Annotated in this window: 17 protein-coding genes; 13 read left to right on the top strand and 4 right to left on the bottom strand. The window is 65.0% G+C overall.

Going from position 1 to position 19,912, the window contains the following annotated elements; translation table 11 throughout:
* Positions 1-3 precede the first annotated feature (3 nt).
* From ftsY to rpoH, 4 genes are all read left to right on the top strand, one after another.
* Positions 4-1,035: a signal recognition particle-docking protein FtsY gene (ftsY, locus tag GW587_RS16110; protein ID WP_166105015.1), complete on the top strand. Its 1,032-nt coding sequence runs from the start codon at positions 4-6 to the stop codon at positions 1,033-1,035.
* Between the two features lie 7 nt (positions 1,036-1,042).
* Positions 1,043-1,699 carry a cell division ATP-binding protein FtsE gene (gene ftsE, locus GW587_RS16105; RefSeq protein WP_166105013.1) on the top strand — a complete coding sequence of 219 codons (657 nt, stop codon included), beginning with the start codon at positions 1,043-1,045 and terminating at the stop codon, positions 1,697-1,699.
* On the top strand, positions 1,696-2,616 hold the full coding sequence (gene ftsX, locus GW587_RS16100; RefSeq protein WP_166105010.1) for a permease-like cell division protein FtsX: 921 nt from the start codon (positions 1,696-1,698) through the stop codon (positions 2,614-2,616). The genes ftsE and ftsX overlap by 4 nt, the downstream gene beginning before the upstream one ends.
* A gap of 253 nt (positions 2,617-2,869) precedes the next feature.
* Complete coding sequence (gene rpoH / locus GW587_RS16095) at positions 2,870-3,760, top strand: RNA polymerase sigma factor RpoH (protein ID WP_207393520.1); 891 nt, start codon at positions 2,870-2,872, stop codon at positions 3,758-3,760.
* Positions 3,761-3,861: 101 nt separating this feature from the next.
* Here rpoH and GW587_RS16090 read toward each other — a convergent pair whose 3' ends face one another.
* Positions 3,862-4,122, bottom strand: coding sequence for a hypothetical protein (locus GW587_RS16090; RefSeq protein WP_166105007.1), 261 nt, complete (start codon positions 4,120-4,122; stop codon positions 3,862-3,864).
* Between the two features lie 150 nt (positions 4,123-4,272).
* Here GW587_RS16090 and GW587_RS16085 point away from each other — a divergent pair, with 150 nt between their 5' ends.
* Together GW587_RS16085 and ggt are read left to right on the top strand one after the other, a co-directional pair.
* Positions 4,273-4,770 (top strand): hypothetical protein, encoded by a 498-nt coding sequence (locus GW587_RS16085; RefSeq protein ID WP_166105005.1) that lies wholly within the window; start codon positions 4,273-4,275, stop codon positions 4,768-4,770.
* Between the two features lie 12 nt (positions 4,771-4,782).
* Complete coding sequence (ggt, locus tag GW587_RS16080; protein ID WP_166105002.1) at positions 4,783-6,510, top strand: gamma-glutamyltransferase; 1,728 nt, start codon at positions 4,783-4,785, stop codon at positions 6,508-6,510.
* Here ggt and GW587_RS16075 read toward each other — a convergent pair.
* Positions 6,507-7,370, bottom strand: a complete 864-nt coding sequence (locus tag GW587_RS16075; RefSeq protein WP_229259486.1) for a cytochrome P450 family protein — start codon at positions 7,368-7,370, stop codon at positions 6,507-6,509. The two genes, ggt and GW587_RS16075, sit on opposite strands and share 4 nt — an antisense overlap.
* Positions 7,371-7,459: 89 nt before the next feature.
* Between GW587_RS16075 and lepB the strand changes: the two genes are divergently transcribed.
* From lepB to GW587_RS16060, 3 genes are read left to right on the top strand one after another with little or no spacing between them, the layout of a single operon-like run.
* Positions 7,460-8,131, top strand: coding sequence for a signal peptidase I (gene lepB / locus GW587_RS16070; RefSeq protein WP_166105000.1), 672 nt, complete (start codon positions 7,460-7,462; stop codon positions 8,129-8,131).
* 60 nt (positions 8,132-8,191) lie between these two features.
* The gene (locus tag GW587_RS16065) at positions 8,192-8,932 is read left to right on the top strand and encodes an ABC transporter ATP-binding protein (RefSeq protein WP_166104997.1); all 741 of its coding nucleotides are present in this window, start codon (positions 8,192-8,194) and stop codon (positions 8,930-8,932) included.
* Positions 8,929-11,301 (top strand): CPBP family intramembrane glutamic endopeptidase, encoded by a 2,373-nt coding sequence (locus GW587_RS16060; RefSeq protein WP_166104995.1) that lies wholly within the window; start codon positions 8,929-8,931, stop codon positions 11,299-11,301. The genes GW587_RS16065 and GW587_RS16060 overlap by 4 nt, the downstream gene beginning before the upstream one ends.
* Here the strand turns inward: GW587_RS16060 and GW587_RS16055 are convergent.
* Together GW587_RS16055 and garD are read right to left on the bottom strand one after the other, a co-directional pair.
* The gene (locus GW587_RS16055; RefSeq protein ID WP_166104992.1) at positions 11,289-12,095 is read right to left on the bottom strand and encodes an NAD-dependent epimerase/dehydratase family protein; all 807 of its coding nucleotides are present in this window, start codon (positions 12,093-12,095) and stop codon (positions 11,289-11,291) included. The two genes, GW587_RS16060 and GW587_RS16055, sit on opposite strands and share 13 nt — an antisense overlap.
* Before the next feature lie 20 nt (positions 12,096-12,115).
* Positions 12,116-13,678, bottom strand: a complete 1,563-nt coding sequence (gene garD, locus GW587_RS16050; protein WP_166104989.1) for a galactarate dehydratase — start codon at positions 13,676-13,678, stop codon at positions 12,116-12,118.
* A gap of 314 nt (positions 13,679-13,992) precedes the next feature.
* Here garD and GW587_RS16045 point away from each other — a divergent pair, with 314 nt between their 5' ends.
* The 4 genes from GW587_RS16045 (at position 13,993) to GW587_RS16030 (ending at position 19,911) form a co-directional block, all read left to right on the top strand.
* The gene (locus tag GW587_RS16045; protein WP_166104986.1) at positions 13,993-14,697 is read left to right on the top strand and encodes a FadR/GntR family transcriptional regulator; all 705 of its coding nucleotides are present in this window, start codon (positions 13,993-13,995) and stop codon (positions 14,695-14,697) included.
* A 217-nt stretch (positions 14,698-14,914) separates the two neighbouring features.
* On the top strand, positions 14,915-17,641 hold the full coding sequence (locus GW587_RS16040; RefSeq protein WP_166104983.1) for a TonB-dependent receptor plug domain-containing protein: 2,727 nt from the start codon (positions 14,915-14,917) through the stop codon (positions 17,639-17,641).
* Between the two features lie 87 nt (positions 17,642-17,728).
* A complete protein-coding gene (locus tag GW587_RS16035; RefSeq protein ID WP_229259485.1) occupies positions 17,729-18,529 on the top strand; it encodes a rhamnogalacturonan acetylesterase in 801 nt (266 codons plus the stop codon).
* A complete protein-coding gene (locus GW587_RS16030) occupies positions 18,526-19,911 on the top strand; it encodes a pectinesterase family protein (protein ID WP_166104976.1) in 1,386 nt (461 codons plus the stop codon). The genes GW587_RS16035 and GW587_RS16030 overlap by 4 nt, the downstream gene beginning before the upstream one ends.
* Position 19,912 lies beyond the last annotated feature (1 nt).

The raw sequence follows: 19,912 nt of genomic DNA, 5'->3' as shown, positions 1-19,912 counted from the left end.
TCCATGTTTAGTTTCTTCAAGAAAAAACCCGTCGCCCCCGAAGTGCCCGAGGTCATCGCCCCGGCGTCCGCCCCCACTCCCGCGCTGCCCGCTTCGTCCGATCCCGAGCCGCTGTTCGCCATCGAAGAGCCGGCGCAGAAGCAATCGTGGATGTCGCGCCTGAAGGCCGGCCTGTCGAAAACCTCCAGCAACCTGTCGATCCTGTTCGTCGGCGCCAAGATCGACGAGGCGCTGTACGAGGAACTGGAAGCGGCGCTGCTGATGTCCGACGCCGGCATCGACGCCACCGAATACCTGCTCGACGCGCTGCGGCAAAAGGTCAAGGACGACAAGCTGCTCGACGCCGCCGCCGTCAAGGCCGCGCTGAAGCAACTGATGATCGACCTGCTGTCGCCGCTGGAACGCAAGTTCGAGCTGGGCCGCCACCAGCCGACGGTGATGATGATCTCCGGCGTCAACGGCGCCGGCAAGACCACCACCATCGGCAAGCTCGCCAAGCACATGCAGTCGCACGGCCAATCGGTGCTGCTGGCCGCCGGCGACACCTTCCGCGCCGCCGCCCGCGAGCAATTGATGGTCTGGGGCCAGCGCAACAACATCACCGTGATCTCGCAAGCGTCCGGCGACCCGGCCGCTGTCTCGTTCGATGCGGTGCAGTCCGGCAAGGCCAAGGGCCTGGACGTGGTCATGATCGACACCGCCGGCCGCCTGCCGACCCAATTGCACCTGATGGAAGAGCTGAAGAAAGTCCAGCGCGTCATCGGCAAGGGCATGGACGGCGCACCGCACGAAACGCTGCTGGTGATCGACGGCAATACCGGGCAAAATGCGCTGGCGCAGGTGAAAGCCTTCGACGACGCCCTCAAGCTGACCGGCCTGATCATCACCAAGCTTGACGGCACCGCCAAGGGCGGCGTGCTGGCGGCGATCGCGCGCGTGCGGCCGGTACCGGTGTACTTCATCGGCATCGGTGAAAAGATTGAAGACCTGCAGCCTTTCGTGGCTGCCGAATTTGTTGAAGCCCTGCTCGGATAAGCCCTCTATGATTGAATTCCGGAACGTCTCGAAACAATACTCCCCCGACGCGATGGCGCTGCGCGACGTCTCGTTCACGGTGGAGAAAGGCGAACTGGTCTTCCTTGCCGGCCCATCCGGCGCCGGCAAATCCACGCTGTTGAAAATGATCGCCGCCATGGAGCGCCCCAGCGCCGGCCAGGTGATCGTCAACGGCCAGGACATCGCCAAGATCAAGTCCAGCGCCGTGCCCTTCCTGCGCCGCAACCTCGGCCTGATCTTCCAGCAGCAGCGCCTGCTCACCGACCGCAACATCCTGGCCAACGTCATGATGCCGCTGCTGGTGACCGGCGCCTCGCGTCACCAGGCCGAGCAGCGCGCCCGCGCCGCGCTCGACAAGGTCGGCCTGCTCGACCGCGCCGACTCGCAGCCGCTGGCCCTGTCGGGCGGCGAGCAGCAGCGCGTGTCGATCGCGCGCGCCATCGTCAACCGGCCGCAAGTGATCCTGGCCGACGAGCCGACCGCCAACCTCGACCGCGCCAGCGCCAACAAGGTGCTCGACGCGCTGAAGGCCTTCCACTCGGTCGGCGTCACCTGCCTGATCTCCAGTCACGACGAGCAGATGCTGGACGCCGCCGCGCGCGTCATCCATCTCAAGCACGGCCAACTGGAGGTGGCGGCATGACGTACTGGTTCCGCCAACACCGCTACGCGCTGGCCGCCGCGCTGGTCCACCTGCGCCGCTCGCCGGGCGGTTTCCTGTTCAATATCCTGGTGGTGGCGATCGCGCTGGCGTTGCCGTTCACCGGCGTGACGCTGCTCGACAACGTGCGGCCGATGTCGGAGCAGCTGTCGGTCGATCCCGAGATCAGCGTGTTCCTGAAGCAGGACACGCCGCGCGAGCAGGCCGAAGGCATGGCCGTGCTGCTGCGCCAGACAGTCAAGGACAAGCAGGCCAAGATCGTCTTCACGCCGCGCGAAAAAGCGCTGGACAACCTGAAAACCAAAAGCGGCCTGGCCGACGTGCTGACCACGCTGGGCGAGAACCCGCTGCCGGACAGCTACGTGCTGAAGCTGGACGCCTTCCGCAACGCCCAGGCCGGCGGCGACGTCGACCAGTTGGCCGAAGAGATCCGCGCCCTGCCCGGCGTCGACACGGTGCAGGTCGATTCGGCCTGGGTCAAGCGCCTGGCCGCGCTGATCAATGTGCTGCGGCTGGCGCTGTTGCTGCTGGCGGCGACCTTGGGCACGGTGGTGATCGCCGTCATCTTCAACACCATCCGCCTGCAGGTGATGACGCAGCGCGAGGAAATCCTGGTATCCAAGCTGATCGGCGCCACCGACAGTTTCATCCACCGCCCGTTCTATTACACCGGCGCGCTGCTGGGCCTGTGCGCCGGCGGCCTGGCGCTGGGCGCGGTGACGCTGGCGCTGCGCCCGCTGAACACGGCGATTGCCGAATTTGCAAGATTGTACGCCTCCGAATTCCAGCTGGCGCCGCTGCCGCCGCTGGCGATGGGCGGCCTGCTGGCGCTGTCCGCCGGCCTCGGCCTGATCGGCGCCTTGCTGTCCGTGCAACGCCACCTGTCCAAACTGAACTAGTCCCCTCCACCCTTCGGTGCGTCCACGCACGGAAGGGCTCCCTTCCCCGGCCTAAGATTAAGTCAGGCCTAAGCTCCGGCGCGCATGCTGTTTAAAAGAAGCCATGATGCCTAGAAACCCCATAGTATTTTCACTATCGGGCCTATAGATTTTTGGTGATTGGCACTCAACGAAGGAGAGTGCTAATATACTTGAACTGAAGAGCAATAGAGTTCTCTGCAGCAACAGTCATACATCGAGCGAAGGAATGATAATGAACGCACCGACCGCGCTGGTACCTAGCAACAATAGTGCTTTGGGACTCGGGTTCACTGGCAACCTGGGCAACCTGGACGCCTACATTTCGGCCGTCAACCGCCTGCCGATGCTGACGCACGCCGATGAAATGTCGCTGGCGAAGCGTCTGAAAGAAAACAACGATCTGGGCGCCGCCCAGGAAATGGTGCTGTCGCACCTGCGCCTGGTGGTGTCGATCGCCCGCGGTTACCTGGGCTATGGCCTGCCGCACGCCGATCTGATCCAGGAAGGCAATATCGGCCTGATGAAAGCCGTCAAGCGTTTCGACCCGGACCAGGGCGTGCGCCTGGTGTCGTACGCGATGCACTGGATCAAGGCCGAGATGCATGAATACATCTTGAAAAACTGGCGTCTGGTCAAAGTGGCGACCACGAAGGCACAGCGCAAGCTGTTCTTCAACCTGCGCAGTCACAAGACCGGCCTGGACGCGATGACGCCTGCACAAATCGACCAATTGGCCAAGACGCTGGACGTCAAACGCGAAGAAGTGATCGAAATGGAAACCCGTCTGAGCGGCCGCGACATCGCCCTGGAATCGCCGAACGACGATGAAGACGACAAGTTCGCCCCGATCGCCTACCTGTCGTCGGATCTGAGCGAGCCGACCCGCGTGCTGGAAGCCGAACAGGTGACCCGTCTGCAATCGGAAGGCTTGGAGCAGGCGTTGGGCAAGCTGGATCCACGTTCGCGTCGCATCGTCGAAGCGCGCTGGCTGGCCAACGACGACGGCTCCGGCGCGACGCTGCACACGCTGGCGGACGAGTTCGGCGTATCGGCCGAGCGCATTCGCCAGATCGAATCGGCCGCGCTGAAGAAAATGAAGGGTTCGCTGGCAGCGTTCGTTTAAAAACCGGGGTCAGTTCCGGCATCGTGCCACGGGCTCTGCTGTAGATGCGCTACAGCAGAGCCCGTGGCACGATGCCGGAACTGACCCCGGTTTATTTTGTTTTAGGTTGCCAGGCCCTTGGCCAGCAGCTCGGCTACCAGCTGGTTCATATCCAGCTCGCGCTCTTTGGATTGCGTGTGCAGTTGCTGCACCAGATCGCCGTTCAGCTTGACCGCGAACGGCACCAATCCCAATTCCTGATCACGCTTGCGTTGCTCTTTTTTGTCGACGACGTCGGCCGCCTTGCCGAAACCCGCTCCTGGGGCGATCATCTTGCCCATCAGTTTCTTGGCGTCACTTTTCGCCATGCCGGTTTTTTTCATGATATGTCCTGGTTGATTCAAAGCAGACATTCTACGCAGCTTGGGCAAGGTGCGCGGACTTAGTTTGATGCGGCGCTGCAAGCACGCGGTTCGTGCGCCGCCGACGTGATCTTTTTGTTAAGCTTGCTTCCACTTCGAGGGAGGACTATCGTGAAAAAAACAATATTGCGGCAACTGATCGTGCTGCCCTTGCTAGCCGCCATCATGGCCATGCTGTACGCCTGCGGCGCCGCCACCGGCGCCGGTCGCCAGGCCAGTGTCGCGCCTGTGCGCTTCAGCAATAACTACGTGTTGCGCCAGGGCGGCAGCGTCGCCATCACGCCGGCCACCACGTCACCCGCAGCACCCGCCCTGGCGGCGACCGCGCCGGTGGTGCGGCTGGAACGCGTCAACGACAGCCGCTGCCGCACCGGCGATGTCTGCGTCTGGGCCGGCTATATCAGCTACAGCTTCACGCTGACCAAGCCCGACGGCGCCAACAGCAGCTTCGTGCTGTCCGACAGCATGCCAAACGGCAAACCCAGCGTCACGCTGGAAGGACTGACCTTCACCTTGGCCGGCGTCGAACCGCAAGAAGTGCCGGCAAAAAATCAACCTGCGCCGGATTATCGGGTAAGCTTAAAGGTGAGCAATATTTCATCACCTTAAATAGACGCCCACATGACACCGATCCGCTCCGCCCGCACCGTCCTCGTCTCCTCCATCATCCTCTCGCTGTCCTTCCCCGCTTACGCCAAGACACCGGTCGCCACCGGCACCGGCGGCGCGGTCGCGACCATCAGCGAGCCGGCCTCGAAAGCCGCGCTGGCCATCCTCAACAAAGGCGGCAACGCCATCGACGCGGCGGTCGCGGCGGCGGCCACGCTGGGCGTGACCGATCCGTTCAGCTGCGGCATCGGCGGCGGCGGTTTCATGGTGATCTACCTGGCCAAGGACAAGCGCGTGATCACCATCGATCACCGCGAAACCGCGCCGGCCGCGTTCACGCCGGCCGTGTTCCAGGAAAACGGCAAGGCTATGGATTTCGAGACGGCGGTCGCCAGCGGCCGCTCGGTCGGCGTGCCGGGCACGGTGCGCGGCTGGCACGAGGCGCTGGACCGCTACGGCTCGATGTCGTTCAAACAGGTGCTGGCGCCGGCGATCGCGGTCGCCAGCGACGGCTTCAAGGTCAACGATAATTTCTCGCATCTGGTCGAAGGCAACGTCGGCAAGTTCAGCAAGTTCCCCGCCACCGCCGCGCTGTATCTGAAGAACGGCAAGGCGATCGCGGCAGGCACCACCTTGCGCAATCCCGATCTGGCCAAGGCGTATCGCGATTTGGCGGCCGGCGGCGTCAAGGCCTTCTATCAGGGCAAGATGGCGAAGGCGGTGGCCGACGCGGTGCAGGCCAACGGCGGCAAGGTCACGCTGGCCGATCTGTCCAACTACGAAGCGCGTCTGCGCCAGCCGGTGCACAGCACCTATCGCGGATATGATTTATACGGTATGCCGCTGCCGAGCAGCGGCGGCGTGGCGGTGGCCGAGGCGCTCAACATCCTCGAAGGCTACGATCTCAAGTCCATGCCGCGCGAGAAAGCGGAACACCTGTACCTGGAGGCCAGCCGCCTCGCCTTCGCCGACCGCAACGCTTATCTGGCAGACCCGGAATACGTCGAAGCGCCGGTGGCGGGCCTGATCAGCAAGGAATACGCCGCGCGCCGCCGCGAGTTGATCAATCCGGCCCAGGCCAGCGTGCAGGCGCCGGCCGGCGATCCTTATCCGTTCCAGAACGACGTCAGCTATCCATTGCGCCCCAACGCCAACAAGCTGCTGGCCGAAGGCGCGCACACCACCCACCTGACGGTGTCGGACAAGGACGGCAATATCGTCTCCTACACCTACACCATCGAATCGTGGGGCGGCAGCGGCATCGTGGTGCCGGGCTACGGCTTCCTGCTGAATAACGAGATGACCGACTTCGATTTCTCCGGCCCGCATCCGAACGTGCCGGAAGCCGGCAAGCGCCCACGCAGCAGCATGTCGCCGACGCTGGCCTTCAAGGACGGCAAGCCGGCGTTCTCGGTCGGCAGCCCAGGCGGCGCGACCATCATCACCACCGTGCTGCAGACGATCTTCAACTACGTCGACCTGGGCATGTCGATGGCGGATGCGGTCAACGCGCCGCGCCTGTCGGAGCGCAACGGCATGGCGACCGATGTGGAGCCGGGATTCGTCGGCAGCGCGCAGGCCAGGGCGCTGGAGAAAACCGGTCAGCATTGGGATCAGAATCCGGAGGAGATCGGCGCTGCCAATGCGCTGGTGTTCAACCCGGACGGCACCGTCACGGCGGTCAGCGAGGGCAAGCGCCACGGTGTCGGCAGCGCGCTGGTGCAGAAGAGCGCGCACTAGACGCCAAGGCGGTGGCTGAACAGCGGCATGCGCACGTCGGGGGAATCGCGATAGGTCCATGTCAGCTGCTGCAGCCAGGTTTGCAGCGACAGCGCCTTGTGCTGGTCGCGCATCAGCGATAGCAACGCCTCCAGCGCGCCGGCGGCCAGTGCGCAGGCCAGCGCGTAGTGCGGGCAGTCCGCCGCGCCGGCCCCGTGCCCTTGCCCATGCCCGTACCCCAGGCCGTACGCGCGGCCGCCGCGCAGGTCGCGGCTGGCGGCGGCCAGCACCAGCAGTATTTCCTGTCCCGTCTTTAACGATGCGCCGCCGAGCTCGCAGTCGCGCATGACGACGCGGCGCGTGTTTTGCACCGGCGGATCGAAACGGCTGACCGCCTGCACCAGCGCGTCGGCGTCTTCGGGGCCGCAGCGTTCATCCTCGGGTTCGCGCAGCAGCGCCAGCACGCCGTTGCCGATCAGGGCGCTGGCCGCTTCATAGACCAGCGTCGGCAAGGCCGCGTGGCCAGCGCCGGCCAGGCTCACCATGGTCAGCTCGGGTACACAGATCATCCACTGCGCCAGCCTGTCGCGGCGCCATAGGCGGCGGCCGATCAGCTGCGCCAACGCGCGCGCCTTGGATGCGTCGACGCCGGCCGCGCCGGCGGCGGCGGTCGCCGGCGCGCGGCAGCATGGATGCCGCATCACCTCATCAACGCCGGCCGCGCTGGCCGCGACCCACATCTGCAGGCATGCGTCGAAATGCCAGCCACGCCTTGCGGCCAGCTGGTCGTAGTAGCCATACGGATCCGCATGGCTGACGGCGGCCACTGGATGTCCCGGACCTGGATGCGTCAGCGGCAAAGGCAGATCGTAGGGTTTCATCGTCGCTCCGCGGCTAAGCCATGATTAAGAATCTGCTCACAATATACAGTTGGCCAAACGGCCCCGCCATCACTCACATGGGAGATAAAATGAAAAACTGGATGCGCGCCAACAAGGGCTTCTTGATGTTCCTGATGCTGTTCGGGATCTTCCGCACCGCCGTCGCCGACTGGAATCCCATCCCGTCGGCGTCGATGCACCCCAACCTGCTGGAGGGTGACGTGGTGTTCGTCAACCGCCTGGCTTACAACGTCAAGGTGCCGTTGACCGACATCGTGCTCGGCCAGACCGGCGAACCGCAGCGCGGCGACATCGTCACCTTCTCCTCGCCCGCCAACGGCATGCGGCTGATCAAGCGCGTCATCGCGCTGCCGGGCGACCGCGTCGAAATGCGCAACGAGCAGCTCATCATCAACGGCAAGCAGGCCGGCTACGCCACCATCGACCGTGCCACCGAATCCATCAAGGGCGTCGGCGACATCGCGGCGGTGCGCCTCGGCGAATCGCTGGGCGACCGCAGCCACGCCATCCAGGTGATGCCGCAGTTGCAGGCGCGCCGCGATTTCGCCGAGCTCACCGTGCCGCCCGGCCAGTACATGATGTTGGGCGATAACCGCGACAACAGCGAAGACTCGCGCTACATCGGCATGGTGCCGCGCGCGCTGCTGATCGGCCGCGCCGAGCGCGTGCTGGCGTCGGCCGACATCATGGGCAACTGGGCGCCGCGCACCGAGCGTTTCGGCATGAGCCTTTACCCGTGATTTACGGCGCCGGCGATGCTATGATGACTGGCACAATTCATAACATTTCCGGCGCCAACCATGATCGAATTCCAGGGACTGTCCAAAGTCTATGGCGGCTTTAAGGCCGTCAAGCCGCTGACCTTGTCGGTGCGGCGCGGCGAGGTGTTCGGCTTCCTCGGCCCCAACGGCGCCGGCAAGACCACCACCATCCGCATGATGATGGGCATCCTGGTGCCCAGCGCCGGGCAGGTGCTGATCGACGGCCTCGATTGCCACGCCGAGCCGGCCGAGGTCAAGCGCCGCGTCGGCTACCTGCCCGACACCCCGATCTTCTACGACTACCTGCGCGGCCGCGAGATCCTGCAATTCGTCGCCGAGATGCACGGCTATCCGCGCGCCGAAGCGGCCGAACGCGGCGCGCGCCTGCTGGCGGAATTCGGCCTGGAGGAAGCGGCCGAGGACTACGCCGTCAACTACTCGCTGGGCATGAAGAAGCGCCTCGGCCTGGCCTGCGCGCTGATCCACGACCCGGCGGTGCTGATCCTCGATGAGCCGATCAACGGCCTCGATCCGCGCGCCTCGCGCGAGGTGCAGGAACGCCTGCTGGCGGCGGCCGCGCGCGGCGTCACCATCTTCGTCTCCACCCACCTGCTGGCCATGGCGGAAAAGCTGTGCGACCGCGTCGGCATCATCCATCATGGCCAGCTGGTCGCCACCGGCACGCTGGACCAGCTGCGCGCCGATGCATCGGCCAGCGGCTCGCTGGAGGATGTGTTCCTGAAGATCACCAGCGAAGCCGAGCGCGAGACCGAGCAATGATGCGGCAGCCGACGCCCATCCGCGCCATCTGGCTGATGACCCGGATGCGGCTGACGCGCCAGTACAACCTGCTGAGCAACGGCTTGTTCCGGAAGTCCCGCAAGAAGAAAGCGCGCGACGGCGGCGCCGGCAAGGGCGGCAGCCAGTGGATCCTGACCATGGTGGTGGCGCTGTTCATGCTGTTCTCGGTGGCCAGCCTGTCGAACGGCGTGGTGCTCAACATGCAGTGCCAGCTCGATCCCGCCAGCGAATGCCGGTGGAGCGACAAGCACGGCGAGCTGCGCACCGATCTCGAAACGGCGGCCGACGAGCTGGCGACCGCGCCCTTCACGCCGGCGCTGGTGCAGGGCCTGACGATGGAGCTGTCGATCCTGTTCGTCATCGCGGTGCTGCTGCCCTTGGGCAGCAAGGAATTGGCGCAGCCGGACTGGGACCTGGAGTGGCTGGTCACGATGCCGGTGCGGCGCTCGACGCTGTTGTGGGGACGCGTGCTGGAACGCAGCGCCAGCAACATCACCGGCATGTTCGCGCTGGCGCCGGCCTACGGCATGATCGCCTGGCATTCCGGCTTCGCCTGGAGCGCGCCGCCGATCGCGCTGCTGGCCGCTGTCGTGCTGCTGCCGCTGGCCGCGCTGCTGCACACGCTGACCGACACCGGCTTGCGCATGTGGCTGCCGGCGTCGCAGCTGCGCAATCTGCAAGCGGTCGCCGGCCTGTTCAATCTGCCGCTGATCTACTTCGTCATGGCGCTCGGCATGCCGCAGGCCAGCAGCTTCGCGATGGAATGGGCACGTGGCTTCCCGGCGTGGGTCGGCTGGACGCCGCCCGGCCTGGTGCTGCAAGCGATACAGGCGCAGGATGCGCGGCAGTTGCTGACGGCGGCCGGCCTGTTGCTGGCGCAGACCGCGTTGCTGCTGTGGGGCGGCGTCGCGCTGCTGCGCCACCAGCTGCGCAACGGCGTGGTCGGTTCCGGCGTGCGCGAGAGCGCGCGGCGCAGGCCGACGGCCAACGCGGCCGCCAGCACGAAGCACAGCGGCTGGCTGTCCTCCGCTCTGTCGCCGGTCAAGCGCCGCGAGCTGCGGCTGCTGAGCCGCGACCGCAACTTCCTGTTTCAAACGCTGCTGCTGCCGGTGATTATCGTCGGCAGCCAGATGGTCTTCAACGGCAAGCTGAATAGCCTGGCCGAGCTGGGCGAGCACCACGCGATGGCGGCGGCCATCGCCTTCGGCATCGGCGTCTACGTGCTGATGCTGTCCGCCTTTCAGACGCTGAACAACGAAGGCCAGGCGCTGTGGCTGCTGTACACGGTGCCGCGCTCGATCGACAGCGTGTTGAAGGAAAAGGCGCAGCTATGGGGCGTGCTGACGATGGCCTACCCGCTGATCGTGATCGGCATCAGCGCCTGGTACACGGTGAACTTCGACTGGAGCATGCTGGTGCTGCTGCTGTCGGTCGCCGCCGGCATACCGATCTACTCGATGATCGCGGTCTCGCTCGGCGTATTCGCCTGCGACCCGCTGGCGGTCGAAGCGCGCAGCCGAGTGAAGCCCACCTACGTCTATCTCTACATGCTGCTGGCCAGCTTCTACACCTGGTCGATCTACGCCAACGCATGGTCGCAGAAACTGGTGGTGGTGGTGCTGACCGCATCGCTGTCGCTGGCGCTGTGGCAGAAGGCGCGCGACGCCCTGCCCTACCTGCTCGATCCGGCCACCGCGCCGCCGGCGCGCGTCTCCACCTCGGACGGCCTGATCGCCGCCACCGCCTTCTTTATTTTGCAAGGCATCGCGACGCTGATCCTCAGCGGCGATCCGAAGAAGATCGACATGCCGGCGGTGACCATCGCCTTCGGCCTTGCCGGACTGCTGGTGTATGGCCTGATGCGATGGGTCTACTGGCGCGCCAAGACCAGCGGCGTGCCGGCGATCCTGCGCGGCGTCGATCCATGGCTGTCGCTGCGCGCGGCGGCGCCGGCGGCGCTCGTCGCCTGTGCGGCGGGCCTGGCTTACATCACCGCCTTGCAGCACTCGTCTCTGTGGACCGAGATCGCCAAGGCCGCGACGGTGGCGGCGCACCAGCGCGGCTGGGTGGTCGCACTGGCCGTGGTGGCCGCGCCGCTGTGCGAGGAATTCATATTCAGGGGATTGATCTACGGCGGGCTGCGGCGCTCGATGCCCGCGCTGCCGGCCATGCTGGCCAGCGCCGCGATCTTCGCGGTGATCCATCCCCCGCTATCGATGCTGCCGGTGTTCGTGCTGGGGCTGTGCACCGCATGGACCTATGAGCGCAGCAAAACCCTGCTGGCGCCGATGCTGGTGCATGCGGTGTATAACGCGGCGGTGCTGGCCTGGCAGGCTCAGTCCTTGTAGCGGATGTCGGCCAGCGCGAAGGCGCCGCCGTGATAGGTGACGGCGTCGTTCGGCGGCGGATAGGCGCCGGTGTCCGGGAACATGGCGGCGAATTGCTTCGAGCTGTCCTTCGGATTGAAACCCAGGTGCGACGCCTTGCTGTTGTTCCACCACTTGGCCTCGTTGTTCGAGGCGCCGAACAAGATGGTGAAGCCGACGCGCGGCGTGAACAGCGAGCAGCGCAGCGCCTCGACCAGATCGTCGTAGCTGAGCCACGTCACCATCATGCGCGCGTTGGCCGGCTCCGGGAACGAGGAACCGATGCGCAGGCACACCGTCTCCAGACCGGTGCGGTCGTAGTAATAGCTGGCCAGCTGCTCGCCGAAGCACTTGCTGACGCCGTAGAAGCTGTCCGGACGCGTGCGCGCATCGGCGTCGATGTAATCGGTGTTGCGGTAGAAGCCGACGGTGTGGTTCGAACTGGCGAACACGATGCGCTTGGCGCCGTGCTTGTGCGCCGCCTCGTACAGGTTGGCGGTGCCGATGATGTTGGCCTGCACGATATTCTCGAAAGTGTTTTCGGTCGAGATGCCGCCGAAGTGCAGCACCGCCTCCACGCCTTCCAGCAGCTTCATGACCGCCGCCTTGTCGGCCAGGTCGCATTGGACGATCTCTTCGCCCTCGCGCGCCTCGCCCATGTCGGCGATATCGGACAGCACCACCACATCGGCCCACGGCTTGATGCGGTCGCGCAGAATTTTACCCAGGCCGCCGGCGGCGCCGGTCAGCAGCAAACGTTTGAATGGCTTGGTCATATTCGTCTCTTTATTTATTCTCAGGTCACCGGCGCCGGATTGAACAGTACCAGTGCGTTATGCAGTTTCCATTTTTCGGCCCAGGTCTCGCGGCCGCTGGCGACGTCCAGCATCAGCTGGAACATCTCCCAGCCGACATCGGCGATCGTGGCTTCGCCGCTGGCAATGCGGCCGGCGTTGATGTCCATCAGATCGTGCCAGCGCGCGGCCAGGTCGTTGCGGGTGGCGACTTTAATCACCGGCACTTCGGCCAGGCCGTACGGCGTGCCGCGGCCGGTGGTGAAGATGTGCAGGTTCATGCCGGCCGCCACTTGCAGCGTGCCGCAAATGAAATCGCTGGCCGGCGTGGCGGCGTAGATCAGGCCTTTCTGTTTCAGCTTGTCGCCCGGCGACAGCACGCCGGAGATCTGGCTGCTGCCCGACTTGACGATGGAGCCCATCGCCTTCTCGACGATGTTCGACAGGCCGCCCTTCTTGTTGCCGGGCGTGGTGTTGGCGCTGCGGTCGACGCCGCCGCGCGTCAGGTATTCGTCGTACCAGGCCATCTCGCGGATCATGGCCTCGGCCACTTCCGGCGTCGAGGCGCGCGAGGTCAGTTGATCGATACCGTCGCGCACTTCGGTGGTCTCCGAGAACATCACGGTGCCGCCGGCGCGCACCAGCAGGTCGGTGGCGAAGCCCACGGCCGGGTTGGCGGTGACGCCGGAGAAGGCGTCGCTGCCGCCGCACTGCACGCCGACCACCAGCTCCGAGGCCGGCACGGTTTCACGGCGGCGCTTGTCCAGCGCGATCAGGTTGATCTCGGCCTGCTTCATGATCGAATCGATCATCGACATGAAGCCGACGTGTTGCGCATCCTGCAGGCACACCAGCGCCGGATCGGCCCCGCCGCCGTTCTGGATCGGGATCGAGCCTTTCGGGAACAGGCGGGTCGGCTGCAGCTTCTCGCAACCGAGGCTGACGGTCATCGCCTGGCCGCCGAAGTTCGGGTTCAGGGCGATGTTGCGCACGGTGCGGATCGGGATGTTGGCGCCCGGCGCGTCGATCGCCACGCCGCAGCCATAGGTATGCTCCAGGCAGACCACGTCGTCGACGTTGGGATACTTCGGCAGCAGTTCCTTCTTGATGCGGTCCACCGCGAATTCGACCACGCCCGATACGCACTGCACGGTGGTGGTGATGCCGAGGATGTTGCGGGTGCCGACGCTGCCGTCCGGATTGCGGTAACCCTGGAAGGTGTAGCCTTCCAGCGGCTCGGCCGGCGGCGGCTTGATGGTGGCGATCGGCAGGCCGACCAGCTCGCGCGCGGCCGGCATCTCGACGTTTTGTTCGTTGACCCAGCTGCCGGCGGCGATATCGGTCGCGGCGAAGCCGATGGTGACGTTGTAGCGGGTGACCGGATCGCCCTTGGCCAGCGCGACCAGCGCCACCTTGTGGCCTTGCGGGACCGCTTCCAGCAGCGTCAGGCCGCTGGCGAAGACCGCGCCGGCCGGCAAGCCGCCGTCGTTGACGACGATCGCGACGTTGTCGTTGTCGTGCATGAGGATGTAGCGCGGTGTGTTGGCGCTGGCTGGTGTGCTCATCTGGCTGTCCTTTTCCGGGTTCGGGGCCCGGCAAACGTTGTTTTTTTGGTGCTTCAAAGTGGTCAGGCCACTTCTGTTATCTGGTCGGCCAATCCAGTTTGTGGCCTGCGCGCCACAGCCCGTAACCCGCATGTTTCCGTGGTGTCTCCCCTGAAAACCTTGTCTGCGGACGGCTGCTCGACGATTTTAGTATGACAGCTAAAAATTAATTTGGCTAGTCCACATTGCGTATTTGGTCTGACCACCTTAGAATGGCCTGACCAGATGGCCATAGCAAAGCCACCATAAAATAATACGAGACACGCACCAGACCTATGCTGAAAAAATCCTCCGGTCCTGTCGACGGCCAGGCCCACGAACCGCGTTTGTACCGCGTCGTGGCCGACCGCATCCAGGAACTGATCCGCAACGAACACATCGCCGCCGGCGAGCGCCTGCCGTCCGAGCGCGATCTGGCCACCAAGCTCAGTGTCAGCCGCGCCTCGTTGCGCGAGGCGCTGATCGCGCTGGAACTGGGCGGCGTGATCGAAGTGCGCGGCGGCTCCGGCGTCTATGTCAGCGAACTGCCGGAACCGGCCGCCGCCGACCTGCCGGAAGCCGGACCGGGTCCGTTTGAAGTGCTGTCCGCGCGCCGCCTGATCGAATCCGAGATCGCCGCCATCGCCGCCCGCGTCGCCACCGACAGCGCCGTCGACGCGATCCTGCAGGCGGTGGTCGAGATGGAACAGAACCACGCCAACTATTCGAGCAACGAGCAGGCCGACCGCAACTTCCACCTGGCCATCGCGCGCGCCACCGGCAACAGCGCCCTGGTCGGTTCGCTGGATTATCTGTGGAACCAGCGCGGCCGCCTGTGGCACAAGCTCAAAGAACACTTCCAGACCGAGGAACTGCGTCAGGAAACGCTGAAGGACCACCGCCGCATCCTGGAGGCGATCGCCGCCCACGATCCGGCCGGCGCGCGCAAGGCCATGCGCGCCCACCTTGAACGCGTGACCCGCACCTTCTCCCGAGGATAAGCAAACAATAAACATATGTAGTACATAGTGCCGCAGGATCGGCCTTGATGCCGGTCCGCGAATAAAACAATCAAGTTATTGACCGTCTGCGACCTCGGCCTGTGCACGCACAGCGACCCTCGTCTCAGCGGCACGGAGTACGCGAGGTGCTCCACTCACGTCCAGTGCTGTTCCAGCACGGCGTATAACTTTATTCAAAAAGACGAAGGAGACACGCATGAACAAGTCCGAACGCTCGGTCGAGCACCGTTCCGCCCAACCCCGCCTGCTGCTGACCGCCATCACGATCGCCGTGATGACGCTGGCCAACCAGGCGGCCGCACAACAGGCGGAAGAAGCCCCGATGACCCGCATCGAGGTGACCGGTTCCAGCATCAAGCGCCTGGCCACCGAAGCGTCGCTGCCGGTCAGCACCGTCAAGGCCGAGGACCTGGTCAAGCAGGGCATGACCACGCTGGCCGACCTGATGATGGCGCTGCCGCAATCGGCCTCGCTGCTGCCGTCCAACGCCGGCTCGGGCACCAACATCAACCTGCGCGGCCTGGGCGTCAACCGCACCCTGGTGCTGCTGAACGGCCGCCGCCTGGCCAACGAGGCGATCGCCGACGGCTACGCCAACCTGGACGTGATTCCGATGAGCGCGATCTCGCGCGTCGAGATCCTGCGCGACGGCGCGTCGTCGATCTACGGCTCCGACGCCATCGGCGGCGTGGTCAACTTCATCACCCGCACTTCGTACGAAGGCCTGGAATTGACCGCGCAGGCGGTCGAAGTCGGCCGTCGCGGCGGCGGCGACGAGCAGCGCGCCACCGTCACCTGGGGCAAGGGAAACCTCGAACGCGACGGCTGGAGCGTATGGGGCACGCTCGACGCGCACCAACGCTCGGCGCTGGCCGCGCGCGACCGCGCCAATCTGAGCTCGAACGAACTGCTGACCAGCATCGGCCGCTCGCCGACCCTGGGCACCGGCGGCAACGCCACCCCGGCCAACTTCACCACCGCCGCCAACAAGACCGCGCGCAATCCCTACGCCGCCACCGGTTGCCAGGCGCCGTACTCGATCGTGGGCAAAGCCAGCACCTGCGTGCTGGACGCGAATGAATACGGCAACGCGCTGTACGAAAACCAGCAGGTGACCTTCTACGCCCGCGCTTCGAAGAAGCTGGGCGAGGACCACACGGTCTCGATCGACTACTCGCGCGGCGAAGAGCACATCATCGGCACCCGCAACCCGACCAACGCGCTGGCGGTCAACGGCGTCCAGCCGGCACTGCCGTCGACCAGCAAATGGTATCCGGGTAACGCCGGCGGCGTGCCGGCCATGTCGGGCCTGAACGGCGCGACGCTGATCCCGACCTGGGCGGTCGCCGACTACGGCGCGGCCGCCACCAAGGACGTGCAGCTGAACCAGCGTGTCGCCATCTCGCTCGAAGGTGTGGCGCAAGGCTGGGACTACAAGACCGGCCTGGTGATCGGCATCTCCAACCGCGACAACTACTACGACAACGGTTACTTCACCGGCCAGGGTCTGCTGGACGGTTTGAAAAACGGCCAGCTCAATCCATTCGGCCTGCAGGACGCCGCCGGCCTGGCCTACCTGAAGAGCATCAACGTCGACGGCCAGAAGAACCGCGAATCGAAGAGCACCTACACCGGTATCGACTTCACCGCCAGCCGTCCGCTGATGGAACTGGCCGGCGGTTCGCTGGCCCTGGCGGTCGGCGCCGACTTCCACCGCGACACCACCGAAGACCGTAAACTGGCGATCGTGAGCCAGGTGACCTACGCCAACGCCAGCCCGTCGTTCGGCGAAGGCGGCCGCAACGTCGCCGCGCTGTTCGCCGAGCTGGATGTCCCGATCACCAAAAAGCTGGACATCAACGTCGCCGTGCGGGACGACCATTTCAGCGACTTCGGCAACACCATCAATCCGAAGGTCAGCTTCCGCTACGAGGCGACCAAGCAGCTGATGTTCCGCGGCTCGGCCAACACCGGCTTCCGCGCGCCGACGCTGTTCGACCGTTACGGCTACCGCCTGCCGGGCGCCACCGGCCTGACCTCGGCCAAATGGGATGATCCGGTACTGTGTCCAGGCGGCCGTCCAGGCGTCGCCGGCAGCGGCACCGCGCTGCCGGGCTATGTCTCTTCCGCCGTCTGCAATGTGCAGCTGCCGAAGCAGACCGGCTCCAACGCCGACGTGCAGCCGGAAAAATCGAAGGGCTACACCTTCGGTACCGTGTTCGAGCCGACCAAGTCCTCGATGGTGTCGATCGACTACTGGAACATCCGCATGACCGACATGCTGGCGAACTTGCCGGAGCAGGTCTACTTCCTCGATCCGGTCAAGTATGCGGCGGACTTCGTGCGTAACGCGGACGGCACCATCAACTACATCCGCAACACCATCGAAAACCTGGGTGGCCAGAAAGCGGCCGGTATCGACATCTCGGCGTCGTATGCCTTCCCGCGCAGCAGCTACGGCGATTTCAAGCTGTCGCTCGACACCACCTACCTGACGCAGTTCGACAATCAGCTCGACAACGGCAGCCCGTACGTCTCGAACGTGGGCCGCTTCGGCCTGGCGTCGAACGGCACCACCAGCAGCTTCCCGATCATCACCTATCGCTGGAAGGGTACGGCCAAGTTGAACTGGGCGATGGGCAACTGGAACAGCACACTGACCCAGAACTTCACCTCGAAGTACGAAGACCAGAACCTGGTGGCGCAGCAGTACTGGCGCGACATCAACTCGTACAAGAACTGGGCCTGGACCACGACCTACAGCGGCATCAAGAACATGCAGATCACCGCTGGCGTGACCAATCTGTTCGATTCCAAGCCGCCGGTGACCAACAGCAGCCAGTACAGCTTCGGTTATCTGAGCAGCGCCGCCAGCCCGATCGGCCGCGCCTTCAACGTCCGCGCCACCTACAAGTTCTATTGATGAATTTGTCGATGCCAACTGACGCTTGATCCACGGCGCCGGACCGCAGCAATGCGGCCGGCGCCATTTTTTTGCCGGGACACTCTCATGAAACCTATCATCAGCCTGATCGCCGCGACGGCGTTATCGATGGCCGCGCATGCCGCGCAAGCCGCAGACGCGGTGCCCGTCAAACCGGTGCGCTTCATCCTGGTCGGCGACTCGACCATGGCCAACAGCAGCGGCTACGGCGACGCCTTCTGCGCCCGCGTCAACCGCGCCAACACCTGCATCAACCTGGCCAAGGGCGGCCGCAGCTCCGGCAGCTTCCGCGCCGAGGGCCGCTGGGACGAAGTCGAAGGCCTGCTGCGCGGCGCCGCCGCCTACCGCGCCACCTATGTCCTGATCCAGTTCGGCCACAACGACCAGCCGGGCAAGCCGGGCCGCTCGACCGATCTGAAAACCGAATTCCCCGTCAACATGGCGCGCTACGCGCAGGAAGTGAAAGCGCTCGGCGGCGTGCCGGTGCTGATCACGCCGCTGACCCGCCGCACCTTCAAGGACAAGGTGGTTGAAAACACCCTGCTGCCATGGGTCGACGTGATCCGCGCCACCGCCGCCGCGCAAAAGACGCCGCTGCTGGACCTGAACGCGGAGAGCTACGCCGCCGTGCAGGCCATGGGCGAGGACGAAGCCGATACGCTGGCGATGGCGCCGCGTCCCGACAAGGCCACCGAGGCCGCGATCGCCGCCGGCAAGGTGGAAGTGGCCGGCGCCGCCAAGTCCGCGTTCGACCGCACTCACCTGGGCGCCAAGGGCGCGGCCTTCTTCTCGCGCATGGTGATGGAAGAGATGAAGCGCGCAATTCCGGAAGTCGCCGGCCAGTTCAAGCCGGAGAGCGAACAGTGAAACGCATCGCAGCCCTGGCGCTGCTGGCGGCCGTCGGTGTCGCCCACGCGCAGCAACTGACGGCGGAACAGGCCAGGCAATTCTCGTACGGCGAAGTGCTGAAGTATGTCGGCGCGGCCGGCAAGGAAACCGTCGATCCGTGGGATCCGCTGTCGGACCCGCTGGCCAAGGGCGTCGCCTTCGCGCCCGATTACATCGTCGACACGGCGGCCAAGGCCGATGGCGTACGCGTCTTCAACACCATCCAGCAGGCCGTCGACCGCGCCGTCGCGGACAGCGCGGCGGCACCCGCCAAGCGCCTGTACCTGTTGCTGAAGCCGGGCATCTACAAGGAGCTGGTTTACATCCCGGCCTCCTCCGCGCCGATCACCATGTATGGCGAAGGCAAGGATGCCGCCGCCACCAAGGTCACCGCCAAGCTGGACGCCTCCACCACCGGCGCCCAGTACGACGCGCTGCATGGCGCGCAATTCGCCAACGCCGCGCCGGACGCGCAAGCGATGTACGCCACCATCAAGGATCGCGCGCAGATCGGCACCTTCGGCACCGCCACCGTCTGGGTGCAAAACAACGGCTTCCAGGCGCGCAACCTGACCTTCGAAAACGGCTATAACAAGGACATCGGCAACGCGCGCGCCGAGGCCCTCCCGAACGTCAACAATGTGCACCACCAGGCGTTGGCGCTGCAGGTCGACGGGGCCGACAAGGCGCAGTTCGAGAACATCCGCCTGATCGGCTTCCAGGACACGCTGTACCTGAAGTCGCCGCAAATCGGCAGCAGCTCGCGCAGCTTCTTCAACCGCGTCTACATCGAAGGCGATGTCGACTTCATCTTCGGCGACAGCACCGCCTACTTTTATCGCAGCGAGATCAAGTCGCTGGGCGATCGCGGCCTGTCCTACGTCGCCGCGCCGGATACGCACGTCAAGTCGAAGTACGGCTTCGTCTTCGACCAGGTCCGCTTCACGCACGACGGCTCGGCCAACGCTTTGGGCGAGACGTTCTCGCTGATGCGTCAATGGTTCCACAGCTCGCGCTGCACGCCCTACGCTCCCGTCCTGGTCGACGGCTACAGCTGCACCTACGGGCCGGAAAACGGCTACAAGGCGCCGACAGGGACGGTGGCGCGCGTGTCGCTGGAGGCGGTCGGCAAGATGGTCGTGCTCAACTCGCGCATCGGCGCGCATATCAACAAGAAGAGTCCATGGTCGGACTGGAACCGCAAGGGCGTGCTGTCGTTCCGTCCCGCGCAATATAACTCCGACGACTACTGGAACAACCTGACCAAGGCCGGCATCGATCCCGTCAAGGATCTCGGCTACACCAAACGACCATCGCCGCCGGACATCTTTGTCGGCGAGTTCAATAATTCAAATGATTAAG

The organism is Duganella aceris, assembly GCF_011090165.1.
Classification (GTDB): Bacteria; Pseudomonadota; Gammaproteobacteria; order Burkholderiales; family Burkholderiaceae_D; genus Rugamonas; species Rugamonas aceris.
Note: the sequence above shows the minus strand (reverse complement) of the source record. Positions and strands in the feature narration are given on the sequence as shown.

What these genes read in the sequence shown, in the direction of transcription:
- ftsY (WP_166105015.1), top strand. Translation starts at nt 4, where the DNA reads ATGTTTAGTTTCTTCAAGAAAAAACCCGTCGCCCCCGAAGTGCCCGAG.
- ftsE (WP_166105013.1), top strand. Translation starts at nt 1,043, where the DNA reads ATGATTGAATTCCGGAACGTCTCGAAACAATACTCCCCCGACGCGATG.
- ftsX (WP_166105010.1), top strand. Translation starts at nt 1,696, where the DNA reads ATGACGTACTGGTTCCGCCAACACCGCTACGCGCTGGCCGCCGCGCTG.
- rpoH (WP_207393520.1), top strand. Translation starts at nt 2,870, where the DNA reads ATGAACGCACCGACCGCGCTGGTACCTAGCAACAATAGTGCTTTGGGA.
- GW587_RS16090 (WP_166105007.1), bottom strand. Translation starts at nt 4,122, where the DNA reads ATGAAAAAAACCGGCATGGCGAAAAGTGACGCCAAGAAACTGATGGGC.
- ggt (WP_166105002.1), top strand. Translation starts at nt 4,783, where the DNA reads ATGACACCGATCCGCTCCGCCCGCACCGTCCTCGTCTCCTCCATCATC.
- GW587_RS16075 (WP_229259486.1), bottom strand. Translation starts at nt 7,370, where the DNA reads ATGAAACCCTACGATCTGCCTTTGCCGCTGACGCATCCAGGTCCGGGA.
- lepB (WP_166105000.1), top strand. Translation starts at nt 7,460, where the DNA reads ATGAAAAACTGGATGCGCGCCAACAAGGGCTTCTTGATGTTCCTGATG.
- GW587_RS16065 (WP_166104997.1), top strand. Translation starts at nt 8,192, where the DNA reads ATGATCGAATTCCAGGGACTGTCCAAAGTCTATGGCGGCTTTAAGGCC.
- GW587_RS16060 (WP_166104995.1), top strand. Translation starts at nt 8,929, where the DNA reads ATGATGCGGCAGCCGACGCCCATCCGCGCCATCTGGCTGATGACCCGG.
- GW587_RS16055 (WP_166104992.1), bottom strand. Translation starts at nt 12,095, where the DNA reads ATGACCAAGCCATTCAAACGTTTGCTGCTGACCGGCGCCGCCGGCGGC.
- garD (WP_166104989.1), bottom strand. Translation starts at nt 13,678, where the DNA reads ATGAGCACACCAGCCAGCGCCAACACACCGCGCTACATCCTCATGCAC.
- GW587_RS16045 (WP_166104986.1), top strand. Translation starts at nt 13,993, where the DNA reads ATGCTGAAAAAATCCTCCGGTCCTGTCGACGGCCAGGCCCACGAACCG.
- GW587_RS16040 (WP_166104983.1), top strand. Translation starts at nt 14,915, where the DNA reads ATGAACAAGTCCGAACGCTCGGTCGAGCACCGTTCCGCCCAACCCCGC.
- GW587_RS16035 (WP_229259485.1), top strand. Translation starts at nt 17,729, where the DNA reads ATGAAACCTATCATCAGCCTGATCGCCGCGACGGCGTTATCGATGGCC.